The organism is Rhizobium altiplani (genome assembly GCF_001542405.1).
GTDB lineage: Bacteria > Pseudomonadota > Alphaproteobacteria > Rhizobiales > Rhizobiaceae > Rhizobium > Rhizobium altiplani.
Map to the genome: position 1 here is coordinate 12,969 of NZ_LNCD01000064.1, position 18,176 is coordinate 31,144.

Annotated in this window: 15 protein-coding genes; 9 read left to right on the forward strand and 6 right to left on the reverse strand. The window is 58.3% G+C overall.

Features of this window, described 5'->3' with window-relative positions:
* Positions 1–27: 27 nt before the first annotated feature.
* Genes AS026_RS13700 through AS026_RS13715 form a run of 4 tightly spaced genes read left to right on the forward strand, consistent with a single transcriptional unit; the run spans position 28 to position 3,181 of the window.
* Entirely contained in the window at positions 28–792 is a 765-nt protein-coding gene (locus AS026_RS13700; protein WP_082728529.1) for a transporter substrate-binding domain-containing protein, read from the forward strand.
* 4 nt (positions 793–796) lie between these two features.
* Complete coding sequence (locus AS026_RS13705; protein WP_062369980.1) at positions 797–1,486, forward strand: ABC transporter permease; 690 nt, start codon at positions 797–799, stop codon at positions 1,484–1,486.
* Complete coding sequence (locus AS026_RS13710; RefSeq protein ID WP_100248164.1) at positions 1,483–2,178, forward strand: ABC transporter permease; 696 nt, start codon at positions 1,483–1,485, stop codon at positions 2,176–2,178. The genes AS026_RS13705 and AS026_RS13710 overlap by 4 nt, the downstream gene beginning before the upstream one ends.
* 43 nt (positions 2,179–2,221) lie before the next feature.
* Complete coding sequence (locus AS026_RS13715; RefSeq protein ID WP_062369985.1) at positions 2,222–3,181, forward strand: arginase family protein; 960 nt, start codon at positions 2,222–2,224, stop codon at positions 3,179–3,181.
* A gap of 124 nt (positions 3,182–3,305) precedes the next feature.
* Here AS026_RS13715 and AS026_RS13720 read toward each other — a convergent pair whose 3' ends face one another.
* The 3 genes from AS026_RS13720 to AS026_RS13730 form a co-directional block, all read right to left on the reverse strand.
* On the reverse strand, positions 3,306–3,746 hold the full coding sequence (locus AS026_RS13720) for an Lrp/AsnC family transcriptional regulator (RefSeq protein WP_062369987.1): 441 nt from the start codon (positions 3,744–3,746) through the stop codon (positions 3,306–3,308).
* Positions 3,747–4,061: 315 nt separating this feature from the next.
* On the reverse strand, positions 4,062–5,645 hold the full coding sequence (locus AS026_RS13725; RefSeq protein WP_062369989.1) for a Na+/H+ antiporter: 1,584 nt from the start codon (positions 5,643–5,645) through the stop codon (positions 4,062–4,064).
* A gap of 79 nt (positions 5,646–5,724) precedes the next feature.
* Positions 5,725–5,985 carry a Rossmann-fold NAD(P)-binding domain-containing protein gene (locus AS026_RS13730; protein WP_062369992.1) on the reverse strand — a complete coding sequence of 87 codons (261 nt, stop codon included), beginning with the start codon at positions 5,983–5,985 and terminating at the stop codon, positions 5,725–5,727.
* A gap of 330 nt (positions 5,986–6,315) precedes the next feature.
* On the opposite strand from AS026_RS13730, the gene AS026_RS13735 reads away from it, so the two are divergent.
* Complete coding sequence (locus AS026_RS13735; protein ID WP_062369994.1) at positions 6,316–7,722, forward strand: ATP-binding protein; 1,407 nt, start codon at positions 6,316–6,318, stop codon at positions 7,720–7,722.
* Between the two features lie 118 nt (positions 7,723–7,840).
* On the opposite strand, the gene AS026_RS13740 is transcribed toward AS026_RS13735, so the two are convergent.
* The 3 genes from AS026_RS13740 to AS026_RS13755 form a co-directional block, all read right to left on the reverse strand.
* A complete protein-coding gene (locus tag AS026_RS13740) occupies positions 7,841–11,317 on the reverse strand; it encodes an ATP-binding protein (protein ID WP_062369997.1) in 3,477 nt (1,158 codons plus the stop codon).
* Positions 11,318–11,320: 3 nt separating this feature from the next.
* A complete protein-coding gene (locus AS026_RS13745) occupies positions 11,321–12,547 on the reverse strand; it encodes a metallophosphoesterase family protein (protein ID WP_062369999.1) in 1,227 nt (408 codons plus the stop codon).
* An 894-nt stretch (positions 12,548–13,441) separates the two neighbouring features.
* Positions 13,442–14,146 (reverse strand): transcriptional regulator NanR, encoded by a 705-nt coding sequence (locus AS026_RS13755; protein ID WP_018859272.1) that lies wholly within the window; start codon positions 14,144–14,146, stop codon positions 13,442–13,444.
* A gap of 173 nt (positions 14,147–14,319) precedes the next feature.
* Between AS026_RS13755 and oiaX the strand changes: the two genes are divergently transcribed.
* Genes oiaX through derI form a run of 4 tightly spaced genes read left to right on the forward strand, consistent with a single transcriptional unit; the run spans position 14,320 to position 18,164 of the window.
* Positions 14,320–15,576 carry a 3-oxo-isoapionate-4-phosphate decarboxylase OiaX gene (gene oiaX, locus AS026_RS13760; protein WP_062370004.1) on the forward strand — a complete coding sequence of 419 codons (1,257 nt, stop codon included), beginning with the start codon at positions 14,320–14,322 and terminating at the stop codon, positions 15,574–15,576.
* Positions 15,577–15,581: 5 nt separating this feature from the next.
* Positions 15,582–16,916: a four-carbon acid sugar kinase family protein gene (locus tag AS026_RS13765; RefSeq protein WP_062370006.1), complete on the forward strand. Its 1,335-nt coding sequence runs from the start codon at positions 15,582–15,584 to the stop codon at positions 16,914–16,916.
* A gap of 1 nt (position 16,917) precedes the next feature.
* A complete protein-coding gene (locus AS026_RS13770) occupies positions 16,918–17,679 on the forward strand; it encodes a triose-phosphate isomerase (protein WP_062370009.1) in 762 nt (253 codons plus the stop codon).
* Between the two features lie 35 nt (positions 17,680–17,714).
* The gene (gene derI, locus AS026_RS13775) at positions 17,715–18,164 is read left to right on the forward strand and encodes a D-erythrulose-4-phosphate isomerase (protein ID WP_062370011.1); all 450 of its coding nucleotides are present in this window, start codon (positions 17,715–17,717) and stop codon (positions 18,162–18,164) included.
* Positions 18,165–18,176: the final 12 nt, after the last annotated feature.

Sequence of the window (18,176 nt, forward strand, 5' to 3'; positions counted from 1 at the left end):
ACAACAACCAGACGAGAGGAACGCATAGTGAAACTACCCCTTAATTCCATCTTTGCCGCAGTTTTGATCGCGTCGGCAGCCGTCCCCGCCTACGCCGCGGAAAAAGTGAGAATCGCGACCGATGCTACCTTCCCTCCATTCGAATCCGTCGACGCAAGCGGCAAGGTGGTTGGCTACGATATCGAGCTTATGGACGCAGTCTGCAAAGCGGCCAAACTCGATTGCGACATTTTCAATGCTGCATGGGATGGCATGATCCCAGGTCTTATCGATGGCAAATATGACGCGTTGATCTCTCAGCTCACTGTTACAGATAAGCGTCGCAAAGTAATCGCCTTCAGCGAAATCTATGAGCATCCGGTGTTCCGCTTTGTCGCTAAAAAGGGGGCGAACATAGAAATCACGCCCGAGGGGCTGAAGGGCAAGATGATTGCCGTCCAAACAGGCACTCCGATGGACGCATACGTAACCTCTCATTTCCCTGACGCCACGATCAAGCGCTACGACGGCGGCAGCGCTCCGTATCTCGAACTTGCCGCCGGCCGCGCAGACCTGCATATCAGCTATCAGGCCCAGATCATCCATAGCTTCCTGAAGAGTGACGACGGCAAAGGTTTCGAGCTCGTTGGTCCGCAACTCACAGGCAAGGACGCGAAGGAGTTCGGTGAAGGCGTCGCGATCGCCATTAGCAAAAAGAATCCCGAGCTGCTTGCAAAGGTGAATGAAGGGCTCGCGGCCATCAAGGCCGATGGAACTCTCAAGGCTCTCGACGCGAAGTATTTCGGCGAATGACGCGATGACGTCCCAATACATTCAAACTGTGCTGGCAGCGGGGTCTACGACCCTGCTGGTAGCCTTGGCTTCGCTCCTGCTGGCCACGCTGATCGGACTTTCGGGAGCACTCGCGAAGCAATCCGAGCACCGCGCCCTCAGGGCAGTCGCAACCGCATACACCTTCCTAGTCCGGGGAATCCCTGACTTGGTCGTAATGCTACTGATCTTCTACAGCCTCCCTGCCCTCATCAATCAGGTTTTCGAAGCAGTCGGGGTCGATTCCCAGGTGGAGTTCTCGGCGACCATTGCTGGCATCGCAAGTCTCGGGATCATTTTTGGTGCTTACATGACCGAGACTTTCAAGACTGCACTGCAGAACATTCCGCGAGGTCAGATCGAGGCCGCACATGCCTACGGGATGAGCGCCTGGCAAACGTTCCACCGTATCGTGATCCCCCAGCTTATAAGGCTCGCGCTGCCAGGCTTTGCCAACAATTGGCTGGTACTGGCGAAGGGAACCGCCCTCGTCTCCCTCATTGGCCTGCAAGACGTGATGTTCCGAGCCAAGGGCGCCGCCGAAGCGACCGGGAAGCCGTTCACTTTCTATCTGGTGGCAGCGACGTTTTACCTTTTTATCACGCTGATATCGATGGCAACCCTCGGCGTTGTGGCCAAGCGATATAGCGTCGGTGAACGAGGGCTGTCACATTGAACTGGGACATCATTCGAGAATACATCCCACTCTACATGCAAGGGGCGAAGCTGACGCTTCTTCTTACATTCCTCGCACTCGCCATCTCGTTTCTGCTCGCGCTGCCACTGGCGTTCGCCCGAAACAGCCGGAACCCTTTGATCCGCTACCCGGTCCTTGCCTATTCATGCGTCTTCAGAGGCACGCCACTACTCGTGCAGCTATTCCTTATCTACTTTGGACTTGCCCAGTTCGAACTTCTCCGGACGAGCTTTCTTTGGCCGTGGTTGTCCAGCCCGATGCTCTGCGTTCTTGCCGCTTTCGTGCTCAACAGCACCGCGTATACGACAGAGATCTTCGCAGGTGGCCTGCGCCACATTCCTGTAGGCGAGATAGAAGCCGCGCGGGCTTTCGGGATGTCGGCCGTTGTCCAAGCACGCCGCATTCTCATTCCGGCGATGTTGACCCGATCGCTGCCGCTGTACGGCAACGAGATGATCATGATGCTGCATGCGACATCCCTCGCAAGTACCGTCACTTTGCTCGAAGTCACCGGTGTTGCACGCACAATCACCCTCAATGACTACATCCAACTGGAACCGTACCTAACGGCTGCCGGAATCTATCTGGTCTTCACGTTTGTCCTGGTCTCGTCGTTTCAGCTCGCCCAGCATCGGTGGGCTGGGTACCTCGAGCGTGGGCGGAACCGCTAATCCATCTGTCACTAACCCGGCGTCGGCCGGAAAGGAGCTAAATATGAACGACAAGCCGAACCTCGGCGCGCTTTTTGGCGCGGCCTCGGAGGCATCAACGTTTCTCGGGCTGGATAGTTGCTCTGATCTCGAGGGACTCTCGGCACCCGTTGCCATCCTAGGAGCGCCATGCGCCACTCCCTATGCCTCAGTTGGCGCTTACTGCCGAAACGCACCTCAGGCGTTGCGCCAGGCAACATCGTCCTTGACAGCCAACATTGACCGACACGATTTCGATCACGGCGGGCGCGTCTTTCCCGACGCTGGCCGCCGTCCGGTGGACTGCGGAGACTTGACCTTCGAGGAGCACGATGCCGCTGGAAACCGCGAACGAATTGCCTCGGCAGTTTCCACCATCATCAAAAAAGGCGCTATCCCCGTCTTGCTCGGCGGCGACGATTCCATCCCGATTCCGATGATCGAAGCGATTGGCGCAGCATCTCCCGGGCAGAAGTTCACGATCCTTCAGATCGACGCCCATATAGACTGGCGAGACGTGCACATGGGTGAAGACAAGGGGTTGTCCTCTACGATGCGTCGCGCGTCCGAGATGGAGCACATCGAACGAATTGTTCAGGTCGGAGCGCGTGGCATAGGATCTGCCGCGACGACTGATTATGAGGATGCTGTCTCGTGGGGCGTTAAATTCGTGCCCGCCTATGACCTCCACAAGAGCGGTATTGATGTGGTATTGGACAATATCCCAGAAGGAAGCAACATCATCATCTGCATTGACGCGGACGCGCTCGATCCGGCACTGGTCCCGGGTGTCATAGGTCGCGCGCCCGGTGGTCTTAGCTATTATCAAGCCGTCGACTTGATCAAGGGAGCTGCGAAGCGCGGGAAGATCGCGGCGATGGATTTCGTCGAATTCATGCCGGAACGTGACGTAGACGGTCTGGGCGCGTTGACATTTGCCCGTCTCATTACAACAGCCTTGGGTGTCCTCGTCCGTCAGCAATAGGTGAGCTCAAGGACACTGGCCGCAGAAGGCCCACTATGCGTTGAAGCTGCGTCGGCACGTGCTGGACGACGCAGCGGTCTATCTGGCGAGGCGGTGCATGGCAAAGCCGGTGGCTCCTAAGAGCTCATACTGTGCTCAGTAGCAAGCTTGTCTCACTGTTTGACACTCCATCAATCATCCGGACCTCCCTCAATACGCGGTCGAAATCCGCCAAGCTTGCTGCCCTGATATTGGCAATTAGGTCCCAGTTTCCGTTCGTCGTGTGCAGCGAATAGATTTCCGGAAGACCGCGAAGCTTACGTATGACCTGAGTTGTCGACTTCCCTATGACCTCCACCATCATAACCGCGTGCACGGTGCCATCATTATAATCATCCCGTACTCGGACGGTGAAACCGAGCAGTGTCCCGGACTCCAGAAGGCGGTCGAGACGGTTCTGAACAGTACCCCGCGCCACTCCCAGGGCCTCCGAAAGCTTCGAAAGCGATGCCCGCCCATCGGCCCGTAGGTGGGCGATCAGTCGTCTGTCCAATTCGTCCGGAATGTATTTGGCAGTCTCGTGCATTTGTCTTCGACGATTCTCAGCTTGCTATCCCACTAACGATAGGAAAGCGTGATAAGCAATCTGCTATCACGCCCCAGCGCCGAAAGCATCAGCGTTGAAGTGACGGCGCCGCCACGAGCATCTCCTGGCTGGCTAGGTACGACGGAGTAGCCATCGTTCCTCTACCTCCAAGGATCGGCAAGTGTCATTTAGCGTCAATCACAATTTGTCGTGCAGGCGGCCTCGTATAAGGGCCTGCAGGCCATACAGGACAATGCAGCGATTATGAGATCCAAACCCAGCTAGGTCCCCACCACTAGCCTGTGTGACTTCGGATCATGCCTTCGCTGAGATAGCACTCAGTTCCTCCAGATCGAGATCCCGCTCGAGTTCCCGGAGGGTCTCATCGTCGATCTGCCCCACACGATGCAGCCGTATGAGTTCGCTCCGGCCAACGGCGACCGCCTCCAACACGACGTCGAAGTGAGCATGGAGCATCGGCGCGTAGTCCTCGGTCCTTTCCGCGTAATCGATGATTGCGGTCGCTCGACGCTCGTATCTCGCCAGCAATTGAGGATGGATCAGAGTGCCCTCATGGTCGTATGCGAGGTCCTTAACCCTCGCGAACTGAACCTGCGCCATCGCCGCTTCGGCCTGGCTCATCGTCATGGGCGCTCGTTCGACTTCCGCCTCTCCCAAACCAGCCCAGGAGATCACAACCCCAAGCGTCGTGCCCTGCAGCAGCACTGTCCCCATGATCACGGCAAAAGAGATCACGAGGATGAAATCCCGCTCGGGAAAATCATCGGGCAAGCTCAAGGCAAGGGCAAGCGTGACCACCCCGCGGACGCCCGCCCAGCAGAGAACTGTCGCCGCCCCCACCCCCATCGGCGCCGATCGAGCACGACCCAGGCTGTTTGCGAGTTTGACTACCAGATCAGAACCGAAGACCCAGACGAAACGAGCCGCAATGAGTGCGACGAGGATCGCAAGCGCCGGGAAGGTCATGGTTTCGATCAGCGCGACGAACCCGCCGCCGCGCTCGACGATGTCGCGCAGCGACAAACCGATGAGGATGAAGACCATCGCTTCCATGAGGAACACCAGCACTGTCCAGAAAGACGTACCGCGCATGCGTGTCCCTGCCGACATGACGGTGTGCTGGTGCCACGAGGCTATAAGACCGGCTGTCACAGTAGCGATCACACCAGACACATGGAGTTGTTCCCCCAATAGGTATGCGATCCAGCAGAGCAACGTGGTTGCCGCGATCATGAGATAGTCGTCGCGAAGTCGCAGGACTAGCTTGACCCATGCGAAACCGAGCACGCCCCCCAGCGCTGCACCGCCTGCGGCAAGCACAACGAACGTCCCAACTGCGCTGACCGTGCTGAATGCTCCAGTCGCTGTCGCTGCGACGGCAAAGCGGAAGAGGACGAGTCCGCTCGCATCATTCAGCAGGCTCTCGCCTTCAAGCAGGATCTGAAGGCGGCGCGGCAGGCGAACGTGTTCCAGAATCGCGCGGGCGGCCACTGCATCTGGTGGTGAGACGATGGCCCCGAGCGCGGCGCAGGCCGCCCAGGGCAAGGACGGCATCAACAGATGGGCGACAACTGCAACGACAACGGTCGTGAAGAGCACCGCCCCTACGGCGAGCGAGGCGATGCCGAACATATGCCGCTTTAGCCTGTCGACGGCGATGGACCAGGCGCCATCGAACAGCAGAGGCGGAAGGAAGATGACCAGAACGAGTTCGGGATCGACCGTGATCGCAGGTATCCCGGGGACGAAGGCCAGCATGGCACCACCAGCAAGCAGCGCGACCGACGGCGGTAGTCCCAGGCGGTGGGCGAGATAGTGCAGCGCGATGATCGCAAGAAACATTGCGATCACCAGTTCAAAGAGATGGGTGCCGTCCATATGTCTCCCCGTGGCCAACGTGGCCCATCAAAGGACGGCTCCGCCTAAAACGCAACATCGGGAACGGGGTGCGTGTTCTTTAAAAGTCGGTGGAGACCGAGACCTCTCGCCACCGCTTGAGGATGTCCCCGTCGAACAAGTGCTTCGCTTCGATCGCAGCAACCGTGTCGCTGCCGAACGGCATGCGGACAGGCGACTGGGCGACATCGGCGAAGGCCACTATCTGCCGGGCGAATTTCTCGGGGTCGCCAGGCTGGTTGTGGTTCAGCGAAAACGCATGCTCGCGGACCGCACCTGCGGTTCCATCATAGTCGCGGATCCGGTTGCCGCTCGATGACAAGGAACTGGGATATGGATTCCAAGCGTCGGGTGGGATTTTTGCGCTATCCGGTAGCAACTGCCACCAAGAACAAAGAGCGGTTCAGTTGCAACCGTGCTCCTGAGACCGCTTTAGGAGTTTTCTCACGATATAGGCCGAAATCGCTTCAACGGCGCCACAGGAGGCGATGTGACGGGCCTCCTTCACAATTCCCATCGATGTGTCATCACCCACTGAATTCAACCCACCACAAGTCCGTCATGGATTTAATATAACGTGCATTACACTATTTACGTTTCCTATAATATCAATTACTATAATAAGCATTATGTTAAGCGGAAAGCGATCCGTATGAAGTTTCTAGGCAGGCGTCGTGAGCTGTCGCGGTTCAAAGAGGAGCTTGACGCTGCGCGTCCATCACTTGTCATTCTCTTCGGTCGGCGGCGTGTTGGTAAATCCCGGTTTCTTCGCGAGGTGGGCAAAAGCCGGAAGGAGATCTATTTCCAGGCCACACGCGTCTCCTCTCTTTTGAATCTCGAGCAATTTAAGACCGAAGTCGCAAAAGTTTTAGGTGCGCAGCCCGTGCTTGAATCGTTGTCGAGCTGGGAAGGTGTTTTCTACCACATTGCCGAGCACACGCGGAACAATCCGGGCCTGCTGGTCACCATCGACGAGTTTCCATATCTGCTCGACGGTGACCCGGCGCTGCCTTCGATCATGCAGAAATTCTGGGATTCTGGCGCACCTGCGGATGGCGCCCTGAAACTCATTCTCTGCGGGTCCTCCATATCCCAAATGCAGGACCTGCTCGCGGAAAGGAATCCGTTGTACGGACGACAGACACTTTCCCTGGATATGAAACAGCTTCCCCTCACTGACGTGGCGGGCTTTTTTCCAGGGTACGACGCTATAGGAATCATCAGCGCCTATGCCATATTCGGGGGAATACCGTACTATCTCCAACTCTGTAACCCGGACCTTCCGTTGAAGGATAACGCGGTAAGGTTGCTGTTGACCGAGACAGGAACTCTCGTCGATGAGCCGAACACGCTTCTCCAAACCGAACTTCACGAGCCGGGTTTCTACTCCAGCGTCCTTGCAGCCATCGCCGACGGCTGCAACACAACGTCGGAGATCGCGAGCCGACTGGGAGTCAAGGCAGAGAGAATTACCCCATACGCCGCGAAGCTGGTGGCGCTCCATCTGATATCGAATACGAAGTCGTTGGATGTCGATGAGAAGGCAAGAAATCGTCGGTTCCGTCTAGAAGACAGCCTGATCTCGTTCTGGCACCGGTTTGTACGGCCCAGCCTGACCGCGATTAGCGGTGGGTTTGGGGAAGACGTATACAGACACGTTGTGGCGCCGGGGTTCTCGGAATACATGGGCATTGCCTTCGAAGCTATCGCGCTCGAGTACGCCAGGATCCATATCCAGGAGAGGCTCGGCCTTCCCGCAAAGGAAGTGGGTCAGATATGGGGACATTCGGACTTCGATATCGACGTTGCAGGCAAACTCCTGAATGGCGAATTTTTCTACGGCGAGTGCAAATGGACAAACGCCGATATCGACATGGGGCATCTGAGGCAGCTACGTGAAAGATCCGAGAAAACGAGATACGGCAGAGGAACCGCCGGAAAGCATTTCTTGCTCTTCAGCAAGGCTGGTTTTTCGTCGGACCTGATCGATTTCGCAAAGGATGAAACACGGCGGGTTCACCTCCTGACGCCTGACGATCTCGTTCGACCTAACCGGTAAGCAATTCAGTTCCCACGGCGTGCCTCGGGGATGGCAATGCCTGCGGCAGGTCGCTGTTTCGGATACCCCAATTTCAGAAGGGGCTGGGTTCTGACCATGGGTGCTGGATTGCAGCGCTTCATCTCGACGCGTCTGTCAGGCTCGACGCGACTCGTTCGAAGCTGATGACATCAACATCACCCCGCAGCAAGTCATTAGCGATTTCGACAATCTTGCCCTCGTGCGTGAACAAGATCGGCTGGAACGCCCGTCCTCCAGACGCCAGAGTTCTCAACCCGGAAGCCTTGCGCTCGTCATCGAACGACTGAAATACATCGTCTGTTATGAAAGGAAGTGGCTCGTTGCGACTGCAGAAGTCCTCGATGAATGCTAGGCGGAAGGCTAGGTAAAGCTGATCTGCGGATCCTTCGCTGAGGGCTTTCGTGGGAAGCCGCTCGCCGTTGGATCGTTCTGCTTTTAGCCTAATCGCATCCTGATCGTCGAATTCCTGCACCAAGCGAACGAAGGATCCATTCGTCAACGTGGAGAAGTACTCGCTTGCCCGTGCGAGCAGCGGATCTGCCTGTGACTCCCTATAGCGTTCCAAAGAGGTCTGTAGCAGTTTCGAGGCGAGCCTCAGAACAGCCCATTGGCGGGCCAGATCCTGTGTCTCTTGTTCTGCCGATGCTTTGTCGAAAGCAGCGTGCTCCGCGCTCATTCCGGTCTCAAGCGCCTCTTTTGTCGATGCCAGTTCAGCAAGTCTTCCCTTGAGCTTGCCGAACACGTCGAACTGGTGAGAATCCTCGGCCACAAGCGTCTCGATCTCCAAATCGGCGCCGACTCGATCGAAATCGTAAAGTTTTACCCGGATGTCGTCTTCGCTGAGGCCCCTGGAATGCAGCGAGAGCCTCCGCCGACTGTCGTCAAGCTTCTCGACCACGGCACGACGCCTTCCGAGACGCTCGAGAAGTGTCCTGGCGTCTATCTGGACATTCAGACGAGCCAACTGAGCAGCGACATCCCGACTGATCGACTGGCTTTCTTCGGCTATCTGCTGAATTTCAGCGGACACTCGTTCTCGGCTTGTAGCGAGATGTCGATTACGATCCTCGGCGGATTGTGCGTCGGTCATTCGTTTGTGCAAGGTATCGACAGCGAGTAACGGAGCGAGTTTGGAAAGATCATCACCGATCGATTTGCAGACACCCGACAGCTTCTCCTCGAATTGATCGATGTTACGTGCCATGCCGTCGACCCGGCGCTGTCTGTTCTGTCTTTCGGCGTAACAGCGTGGGATTTCCTTCCAGACCTGGATTGCAGCTTCAGCCATCTCCAAGGTTGGAGCACCATCAAGCCCGAAAGCAACGCATGTTTCAGCAAATTGCGACCGCCACTCATCGACTTCCGTAGCCAAGATAGCGATCTTGCGCTCACCGTCAGCGATGTCGCTCTCCAGCGCCTCCTGCCGGGCGCGGACGATGCGCCGCTCATCCCAGGCCCTTGCCAGTTCGGCCAGCTTTGTCTCCACGAGCCTGACGTTCGAGGAAAGCGGACCGGCAAGCTTTGCTTCGAGCCCGATGGCTGCTGCGATGCTCGCAAGTTCAGATGTAACTTGGACATTCCGGCTTTGAACAATGCGAAGCTGATCTTCCAGGTCCCGGACGTTCTCGCGCCTCATGGCGATGGCATTTATGCCGCGGAGCCATTTGCCCATTTGGTCTATATCGAGAACCGGAATTCCTGCATGATCGAAAAGTCCCGAGAATGCGGCCAATGCACCTTCCTGGTGATCCCGTGCGGCCTCGAGTTCGAAATCACAGGTACCAATGTCACCATCAAGTCGAGCCAGCCTCAGCGTCAGCGCCGAGTGGCGGGCGGTTCTTTCAGCTTGCGAAAGTGCACCGTCCGACAGTTTGTCCGCCTCGCGAACGAGCACTGGCAATGCGCCGTCCCAGAGATTGCCAGACTGAAGTCCTTGAATGGCCGCATCGCGGACAGCCCTCGCTTCTTCGATCATCGAACGGGTAATGAGTTGCCGATCATCTTCGAGGTCCGAAATGAGCTGTACTACGTCCTCGCGCTCCAAGCGGCGCTCTGTCCGCTTTTCCTGGGCACGTTTCACACGGTCGGACGCTGCTACAAGATTTGGGCGGTGTTTCTCCAATTCAACTTCGTCCGGAAGCGGGAGCTTCAGAAGCGCTTCGAGATCCTGGACTGGAGGAGCCAGGCGAGCCTTCGCTTCGCTGATATCCTGGCGTGCCCTTGCCAAAGCGGTATCAATCTCGTCAATTCGTTCGAGCGATCGGATATCTGGCTGGAGGGCACCAAGACGTTCCTGTAGAGGCCCGACATCTTGAAGCGTACCACCGCTTTCGGTTCGTTGGATACGGCTGAATTCCAAGGTCTGGTCTTCCAGGCGCTGCCGTAGGCTCGTCTCGGTGCGTTTCAGCTCGTTTCCATCGCGGATAAGACTATTGAGACGATTGATTTGAGCATCAGCTGGCTGAGTCTGGATGAGCGTCTCGACCGAACCCCGGTGCCCTGCCCTTCGACCAAGGCCAGCAAGCTCAAGATCGAAATCCGCTACCTCTGCCCGGACTCTCGAGAAATCGGCCTTCGCTTGAGAATACGCCACCTTCTCCGTGAGAAGCTCGTGGATCAGGTCTCGCTGGTTCAAGACAGCAGGGTCGAGCTGCAGTGCCTCAAACTCGTCCCGAATGCGCTCGCTCGCCGCAAGGGAGGCAGCTTCTCGCGTGGCGAGTTCATGGAGACGCTGCAGTTGGTTTTCGAGCTGCTGCTCGATCTCATTCGGCACTGCGGCGATCTCGTCAAATTCCGCCAGTCCGGCCAACTCTACATCGACATCGGTCAGAAGCGGTTCGAGCGTGCGTAGGTTCTGTAGAAGATCAAGACGCGTTTTCGTTCGCAGGCGCGCGTGCCCTAGCTCTTCCAACTGGCGCTCGACCTCACGGATTTCATCAGAGAGGCGCTTCCAGTCGGGCGAACGGAGTTCATGAAGTTTCTCGGACTGCCGCGCAGCCTCGTGACGATCGAGCGCCTGATAGAATGCCCGGTCCTTCGACTTTCGCTGAGAGAAGATCGCGTCAGCCTCACCGTCCAAGCTCTTGCGCAGCTGGGTGAGCCCCGTCAGTCCGGAAGCGGCCGAGAACAGGAGACGGCCGATCTCGCCATCTCCCGTCGCCATCTCCTCTCCCCCGTGGCGGAGCCTGGCAGAATCCATTCCGAAAGCCTTTTCAAAGACTGATCGGTTCACCCCGCCAATAAAGGGAGAAAGGATATCGTCCGCGAGAGGCACCTCTTGTTCCGAATTGGAGACCAATGTTGCCTTGCGACCTTTACGGCGCCGGAAATCGATCGATGCGCCGTCACGTCGCGTTAGGCTCGCGCCGACTCTGAGGATGGATGGCTCGAACTTGTGCAATCCGGCAACTTCGTTCTGAAAGCCGAACAAGAGATCAGACAGGGCACGGAGCAAGGTGGACTTGCCCGCCTCATTCGGCCCATAAACGATGTGCAACTTTGCATCCGGCCGAAATGGGATGGATCGGTCCGAAAGTGAGCCGTATCGGAGAAGATCAAGCCGATCGAAGCGCATGTTTCAGCCTGCCGTCGCCATTCGTGCCAGAAGCAGCTCACGTGCCTCTTTCACCAGTTCGACATTTGTCAGGCCAAGCGGGCTGTCGTTGGTAGCGAGACCACCGGGCATCTTCGGCAAGATCTCCATCAGGATCTCATCGACATGGATAGCATCGTCCCCATGATCCTCTAACGCCCTGAAAAGCTCAATTCCTGCAAAGGCGGTCGCCGCGACGGGCACCGAGGAGGAGAGCCGCAGCTCAAGTTTCTCGATCCAGATGTCACTGTACGCCCGCTGGCAGGCCGCGAGTACCTCATCCTGCCACTGTGCTCGGTCACGCGCCAGGTCGTCGTGGAAGGCACAGGTCCCAGAAATCCGGATGCGTGCCGCGACTGGCTTGCCGTCGAATTCCTCCGACAACCGAATCGCTTCTTCCTCGATCCGCTTCAATACATCGACATCGAGATCGCCTTCGCTAACGTCAATACCGATTGAGATGAATCGGGCGCTGTCCACGATAAGGCGATCAACGGTCGCGATGCCATCATCGACAGTAACAAGTACTGCACCCTTTGCGCCTTGCTCACGGATGCTTCGACCCTGGAGATTGCCTGGGAAGACAACCAGAGGATCGGATGCGACTATTTCAAATTCATGAACATGGCCAAGCGCCCAATAATCGTAAGCACGCGATCGCAGATCGTCGACCGAGCACGGCGCATAGGCCTCATGCCCCTCGCGTCCAGTCATTGAGGTGTGCAGAACTCCTATGTTGTACCAGCCTGCAATTGCCGAAGGATACCCGATCGCCAGATTTTCGTATGCCGCCCGGTCCGTAAAACCCTGTCCATGGAGGGCGACCTTCTTCTCGTCGATGAGGAAGGTGGAAGGCTTGCTCGTTGCAAATTCGTGCACGTTGTCGGGTAGTGTGATCGTCTTGGTGATCACGCTCGCAGCATCGTGGTTTCCACGTATCAGGTAGACTGGAATGCCCGCCCGCTGCAGCCGACCCATTTCACGATTGAAGAACAGACCGACCTTGTTGTCCTTCCAGTCCCCGTCATAGATGTCTCCAGCAATGACGACGAAGTCGACGGCGAGTTCGACCGCACGGCTAACGAGCAGCGTTACCGCCTGTCTGGTCGCCCTCGAAAAGAGCGCGGCGAGCTGCTCATCCTTTACCGACAGCCCCTTGAAGGGACTGCCCAAATGCAGGTCGGCGGCATGAATGAATCTGAACGATGTCATGGCACGTCTTCGGTCTGTTGCCTAAAGGTTCACTTTAACGCCACCACTTTCAGCGGGTAGCCAGCTGCGGTCTTTGTCCACCGGTTTCGATCAACCGTGTTGCGATGCAGGTGGCTCTGAACTCAGAAGACGCGTAGAGAGTGCCTGCGCCAAATAAGAAACGGAGCAACGTGTGCTCGTCGCGTAGTAGATCACGTCCGTAGCGTAGCTTGGCGTTAAACCACTCATCCAGTTTGCACCCTCCCCTGTCGCGCCGATCGAACGGCTCGCCGCCAAATTCCGGCATGAAACGCTCCGCGTGCGCTTTGCAGCGAAGCAAAAGACATTGTAATTCCGATCCTCGCATTCGACCTGATTGTCCGCGCGGGCAGATGGTTTCCGTGGCAGACCGCCGCCTGCTCGAGTTTATCGAGGAACAGCTCGGCAAACAGCGCTATCGGGTGTGGATACGTCCGGTCCATTTCTGCCCGAGTGAGCTCGCCTTTGCGCCTGGGCATGAAGGCCATGTTCATGATATGTTCTGAATAGTCAATAGGTTTCTGGCCGGGAACGAGCATGGCTAAGCGAGTGCTCGTCCATCGCGCCTCGTGCTCGAGACATCATCATGGCCGTAAAACGAAAATGACAGTTTTGATTTGCGGTCAAGTTCGGTGTCAGCCGAGAGCTTGAGGATTGCATGTGGCGCGCGGACGCTCGGCGAGCACGGCTACCGTCACTACCTACCTCTCGGGACACCGCGCAAGTCGCACTACTCGCAAGGCTCTTGCCCCTTATCGCGGCGGAGAAGGTCTTTGCGCTCAAAGGTGGGACCGCGATCAACTATCGGCACAAGGCGATTGGTCGGCCATGTGAGGTCGCGGGAGAGGTCTGCGCGTATCGCTGCTCTGCAAAACCTCACTTTGCGTAGAGGGCACTCGAGCGTTCGAGGTGCTTGAGGATCGCGGTTTCCGACCCGTCGATATCATTGGCCTCCAGGCGATTCACGATTTCCTCGTGTTCAGCCAAGGTGAACTTCTCCTTGCCCGTCCAGATCAGCATTTCCGTGTGGTATTCCTTCAGCCAAGCAAGCATCGCTTCGCTGACAGCGACATAGATCGGATTGCCGGAAATCTGCGCGATGCGGGTGTGGAAGCCCATGTCAGCATTTATGAACTCCTCGGCATGACCAAGGCAGTCGCGCTGGCGCTCTATGATCTCCCTGAGATCGCTGATGTCTGTCGCCGAGGCCCGTTGTGCGGCTTCGCGTGCCATGCCTCGCTCGAAGAATATCCGCGCGCTCTTGAGATGCTCAAGCGAGTCCGACGATTGCGAGAGCATGATCTTCGCCGTCAGGTCGACCTGCTGAAATATGGACCTGGCCGTAAGCTTCAGAACCCTCGCGCGTTCTCCGTGAGAAATGTTGACCAGCCCCTTGTTGGCAAGCGACTGCATGGCCTCACGGATGGCCGGTCGGCCAACCCCAAAGCGCTCCATTAGAACACGCTCGGAAGGCATCTCGTCGCCAGGCTGCAACTCGCCCGACGTGATCATCCGCTCTAGTCGATCAAAGACCTCGTCGGACAGCTTCCGACGTACGATCTGTTCGATGGGTTGGCTCATAAGCTCTCGCTGACTCAAGTGTCACCTCCTCCTACTACTTTCCGCGCTTTGCGCAAAGCGCCCCAATTTCCGTTTGTAAAATTTCGCTTCCCATCATATGGAATACTCATTATACCATATCACGAGTTGACGCCATGACAAATTGATCTGGCGAGAGGAGCAACTGGCACTTCATGATGATCACGCTGACTTACCGCATCGAGACCCCTGGCAGTATCGAGGCCATGGCGGACAAGATCGCAAGCGATCAGTCGACGGGAACCTTCGTTCCGGTCCCGGGAGAGACCGAGGAACTGAAGTCGCGTGTCGCCGCGCGCGTGCTGGCAATCCGCCCTCTTGATGACAGCACCCAGCCGACCTGGCCCGAGGCTGCCCCCGGCACGCGCCTTGGTCGCGCCGACGTCGACATCGCCTTTCCCCTCGATGCGATCGGAACCGATCTGTCGGCCCTGATGACCATCGCGATCGGCGGCGTCTATTCGATCAAGGGCATGACCGGCATCCGCATCGTGGACATGAAGCTGCCTGAAGCCTTCAGAGCAGCACATCCCGGACCGCAATTCGGCATTCCCGGCAGCCGCCGCCTGACCGGTGTCGAAGGGCGCCCGATCATTGGAACGATCGTCAAGCCGGCGCTCGGACTTCGTCCGCACGAAACCGCACAACTCGTCGGCGAACTCATCGAATCTGGTGTCGATTTCATCAAGGACGACGAGAAGCTGATGAGCCCGGCCTACTCGCCACTCAAGGAACGCGTCGCTGCCATCATGCCGCGGATTCTCGATCACGAGCAAAGGACCGGCAAGAAGGTGATGTATGCCTTCGGCATCTCGCATGCCGACCCCGACGAAATGATGCGCAATCACGACATCGTCGCCAAGGCCGGCGGCAACTGCGCCGTCGTCAACATCAATTCGATCGGCTTCGGCGGCATGAGCTTCCTGCGAAAGCGGTCAAATCTCGTGCTGCATGCCCACCGCAACGGTTGGGACGTGCTCACGCGGCATCCCGGCGCCGGCATGGACTTCCGGGTCTACCAGCAATTTTGGCGCCTGCTCGGCGTCGACCAGTTCCAGATCAACGGCATCAGGGTCAAATATTGGGAGCCGGACGAGAGTTTCGTTTCGTCGTTCAAGGCTGTCAGTACGCCGCTCTTTGATGCTTCGGACTGCCCGCTGCCGGTGGCAGGTTCCGGCCAGTGGGGTGGCCAGGCGCCCGAGACGTATCAACGAACGGGCCGCACGACAGATCTCCTCTATCTCTGCGGCGGTGGCATCGTCAGCCATCCAGGTGGCCCGGCCTCCGGCGTCCGCGCTGTGCAGCAGGCCTGGCAGGCGGCTGTGGCCGGCATCCCGCTCGAGACCTACGCACAGGACCATCCTGAATTGGCTGCCTCGATCGCCAAGTTCAGCGACGGAAAGGGCGCCTGACCGCGATGGAAGACCTTCTCGTGAGCTATTATGGCGATGACTTCACCGGTTCAACCGACGTCATGGAGGCGTTGGCCTCGCACGGTGTTGCAACCGCGCTCTTTCTCGACATCCCCTCACCCGAAATGATTGCGCGCTTCAAGGACTGCAAGGCGATCGGTCTTGCCGGGACGAGCCGCAGCCAGATGCCGGAATGGATGCAGTCGCACCTCACCACCGCCTTCGAATGGCTGAAGTCGCTTCGGGCGAATTTCTGCCACTACAAGGTCTGCTCGACGTTCGACTCCAGTCCCGAGACGGGGAGCATCGGAAAAGCCATCGACATTGGACGCGAAACGTTCGGGCAGACCGTCGTTCCGATCGTTGTCGGTGCACCGCAACTGAAGCGGTACACGGCGTTCGGCAATCTTTTTGCCGCCTACCAGGGCAGCGTCTATCGGATCGATCGTCACCCGGTCATGAGCCGCCATCCGGTCACCCCTATGGGAGAGGCCGATCTGGCTGTTCATTTGTCCAAGCAGACCCGACTGCCTGTTGCCTTGGCGGACCTTGCAACGATCGCGTCGGCCGATGCCGACCTGCGCGTTGACCGATTGGTCGCGGAGGCGGGCGGAATTCTTCTCATCGACGTGGATTCGGAGGCGACGCAAGCTGCCGCGGGTCGCCAGCTCGTTCGCCTGGCAGGTCAGTTCGGGGGCTTCCTCGCTGGGTCGTCCGGAATAGAGTACGCGCTTCTCAATGCCTGGCGACAAAGCGGCGCCATTGCCGGAACCTGGGATTTCCCCGACGTTGGCCCGGTCGACCGCCTCGCGGTTGTTTCCGGAAGCGTGTCGCCCACGACTGAACGTCAGATCAGACAGGCGACGGAAGACGGCTTCGCAGACATTGCGCTCGATCCTCTGGCACTCGTATCGGAGGACGGCGAACGCGCGATCGACGCGGCCGTCCAAAATGGCGTCGAGAGGCTCAAGGAGGGACGGAGCGTCATTCTCCATACAGCCCTCGGCCCTGCGGCTGATGTCGGCGGCGATATCGACAGGATATCCGGTGCCCGCCATGCCCTTGGGCGAGCGCTCGGTACGATACTGCGCCAGATGGTCGAGCGCGAAGGACTTTCTCGCGCGGTCATCGCCGGCGGCGATACGTCAAGCCACGCCCTAAGGCAGCTGAGGGTAGAGGCGCTGACCACCCTCCTCCCGCTTCCTCAGACACCCGGTTCACCGCTTTGCCTGGCGCACGGAAGCTACCCGCCGACGGACGGGCTCCAGATCGCGCTCAAGGGCGGCCAGATCGGAACGGACGGCTACTTCGCGCAGATCCGCGACGGAAGGACGAGCTGAAATGGCTTTTTGGGTCGGTACAAGCTTCAAGATGAACAAGACCCTGGCGGAAGCACTCGCTTTTGCCAGCCGCCTGGCGGAGGCTGATCGCGACAGCGATCCCCTGATACAGCGGTTCGTCATCCCAGCCTTCACAGCGGTGCGCGAAGTCAAGCGAGCTCTTTCGGGCACCTCCGTCAAAGTTGGCGCGCAGAACATGCACTGGGAGGATGCAGGTGCATGGACCGGCGAGGTTTCCGCGCCGATGCTCAAGGACTGCGAACTAGACCTGGTGGAGCTTGGCCACTCGGAACGCCGGGAACACTTCGGAGAAACCGACGAAACCGTCGGCTTCAAGGTGGCTGCCGCCGTTCGCCATGGCCTGACGCCCCTGATTTGCATCGGCGAGACATTGCACCAGCGCCAATCCGGGCTGGCCGACGTCGTCTTGCGAAAGCAGGTTGAGGCGGCCCTGGCACCTGTGGCCGACATGGCTGACGCGCAAGTCCTGCTTGCCTACGAGCCCGTCTGGGCGATCGGCGTCAATGGCATCCCGGCCACGGCAGACTACGCATCTGAGCGCCACGGCAAAATCGCCGATGTTGCCATGGGGGTTCTGGGCCGCCAGGTGCCTGTCCTCTACGGCGGCAGCGTCAATCCGCAAAACTGCGAGGAACTGATCGCACAGGCACATATCGATGGCCTGTTCATAGGCCGGTCGGCTTGGTCCGTTGACGGCTATCTCGACATTCTGCGCCGCGTCGCCGCGGCGATCGAACGCTGATCCATTTGCCTAGACGCTAGTGAAAGGAAACTGCCATGAAGATCGCAATTGGCGCCGATAGTGCCGGCAAGCCGCTGCTCGACGTTATCGCCGCTCACCTTGCCGGCAAGGCCGACCTGGAAGTTCACGACCTGAGCCAGTCCGGCTTCTACGCTGACCTGTCGCAGAAGCTCGCACAGACGATCGTCGACGGTGAGCATCACCGCGGTATCCTGATCTGCGGCACCGGCATTGGGGTTTGCATCTCCGCAAACAAGGTCCCGGGGATCCGCGCCGCCCTTACTCATGACACCTACTCGGCTGAACGCGCGGCCAAGTCGAACAACGCCCAGATCATCACGATGGGTGCGCGCGTCATCGGACCCGAACTCGCCAAGTCGATCGTCGATGTCTGGCTTGCGGCCGAGTTCGACCCCAAGGGCGCTTCGGCGGGAAATGTCGAGGCCATCGATCGGCTCGATGCCCAGAAAGCGCCTCACAACTAATGTTACGCTGAT

Coding starts and splice junctions, on each gene's coding strand:
- AS026_RS13705 (WP_062369980.1), top strand. CDS start 797: ATGACGTCCCAATACATTCAAACTGTGCTGGCAGCGGGGTCTACGACC.
- AS026_RS13715 (WP_062369985.1), top strand. CDS start 2,222: ATGAACGACAAGCCGAACCTCGGCGCGCTTTTTGGCGCGGCCTCGGAG.
- AS026_RS13720 (WP_062369987.1), bottom strand. CDS start 3,746: ATGCACGAGACTGCCAAATACATTCCGGACGAATTGGACAGACGACTG.
- AS026_RS13725 (WP_062369989.1), bottom strand. CDS start 5,645: ATGGACGGCACCCATCTCTTTGAACTGGTGATCGCAATGTTTCTTGCG.
- AS026_RS13735 (WP_062369994.1), top strand. CDS start 6,316: ATGAAGTTTCTAGGCAGGCGTCGTGAGCTGTCGCGGTTCAAAGAGGAG.
- AS026_RS13740 (WP_062369997.1), bottom strand. CDS start 11,317: ATGCGCTTCGATCGGCTTGATCTTCTCCGATACGGCTCACTTTCGGAC.
- AS026_RS13745 (WP_062369999.1), bottom strand. CDS start 12,547: ATGACATCGTTCAGATTCATTCATGCCGCCGACCTGCATTTGGGCAGT.
- AS026_RS13755 (WP_018859272.1), bottom strand. CDS start 14,146: ATGAGCCAACCCATCGAACAGATCGTACGTCGGAAGCTGTCCGACGAG.
- oiaX (WP_062370004.1), top strand. CDS start 14,320: ATGATGATCACGCTGACTTACCGCATCGAGACCCCTGGCAGTATCGAG.
- AS026_RS13765 (WP_062370006.1), top strand. CDS start 15,582: ATGGAAGACCTTCTCGTGAGCTATTATGGCGATGACTTCACCGGTTCA.
- AS026_RS13770 (WP_062370009.1), top strand. CDS start 16,918: ATGGCTTTTTGGGTCGGTACAAGCTTCAAGATGAACAAGACCCTGGCG.
- derI (WP_062370011.1), top strand. CDS start 17,715: ATGAAGATCGCAATTGGCGCCGATAGTGCCGGCAAGCCGCTGCTCGAC.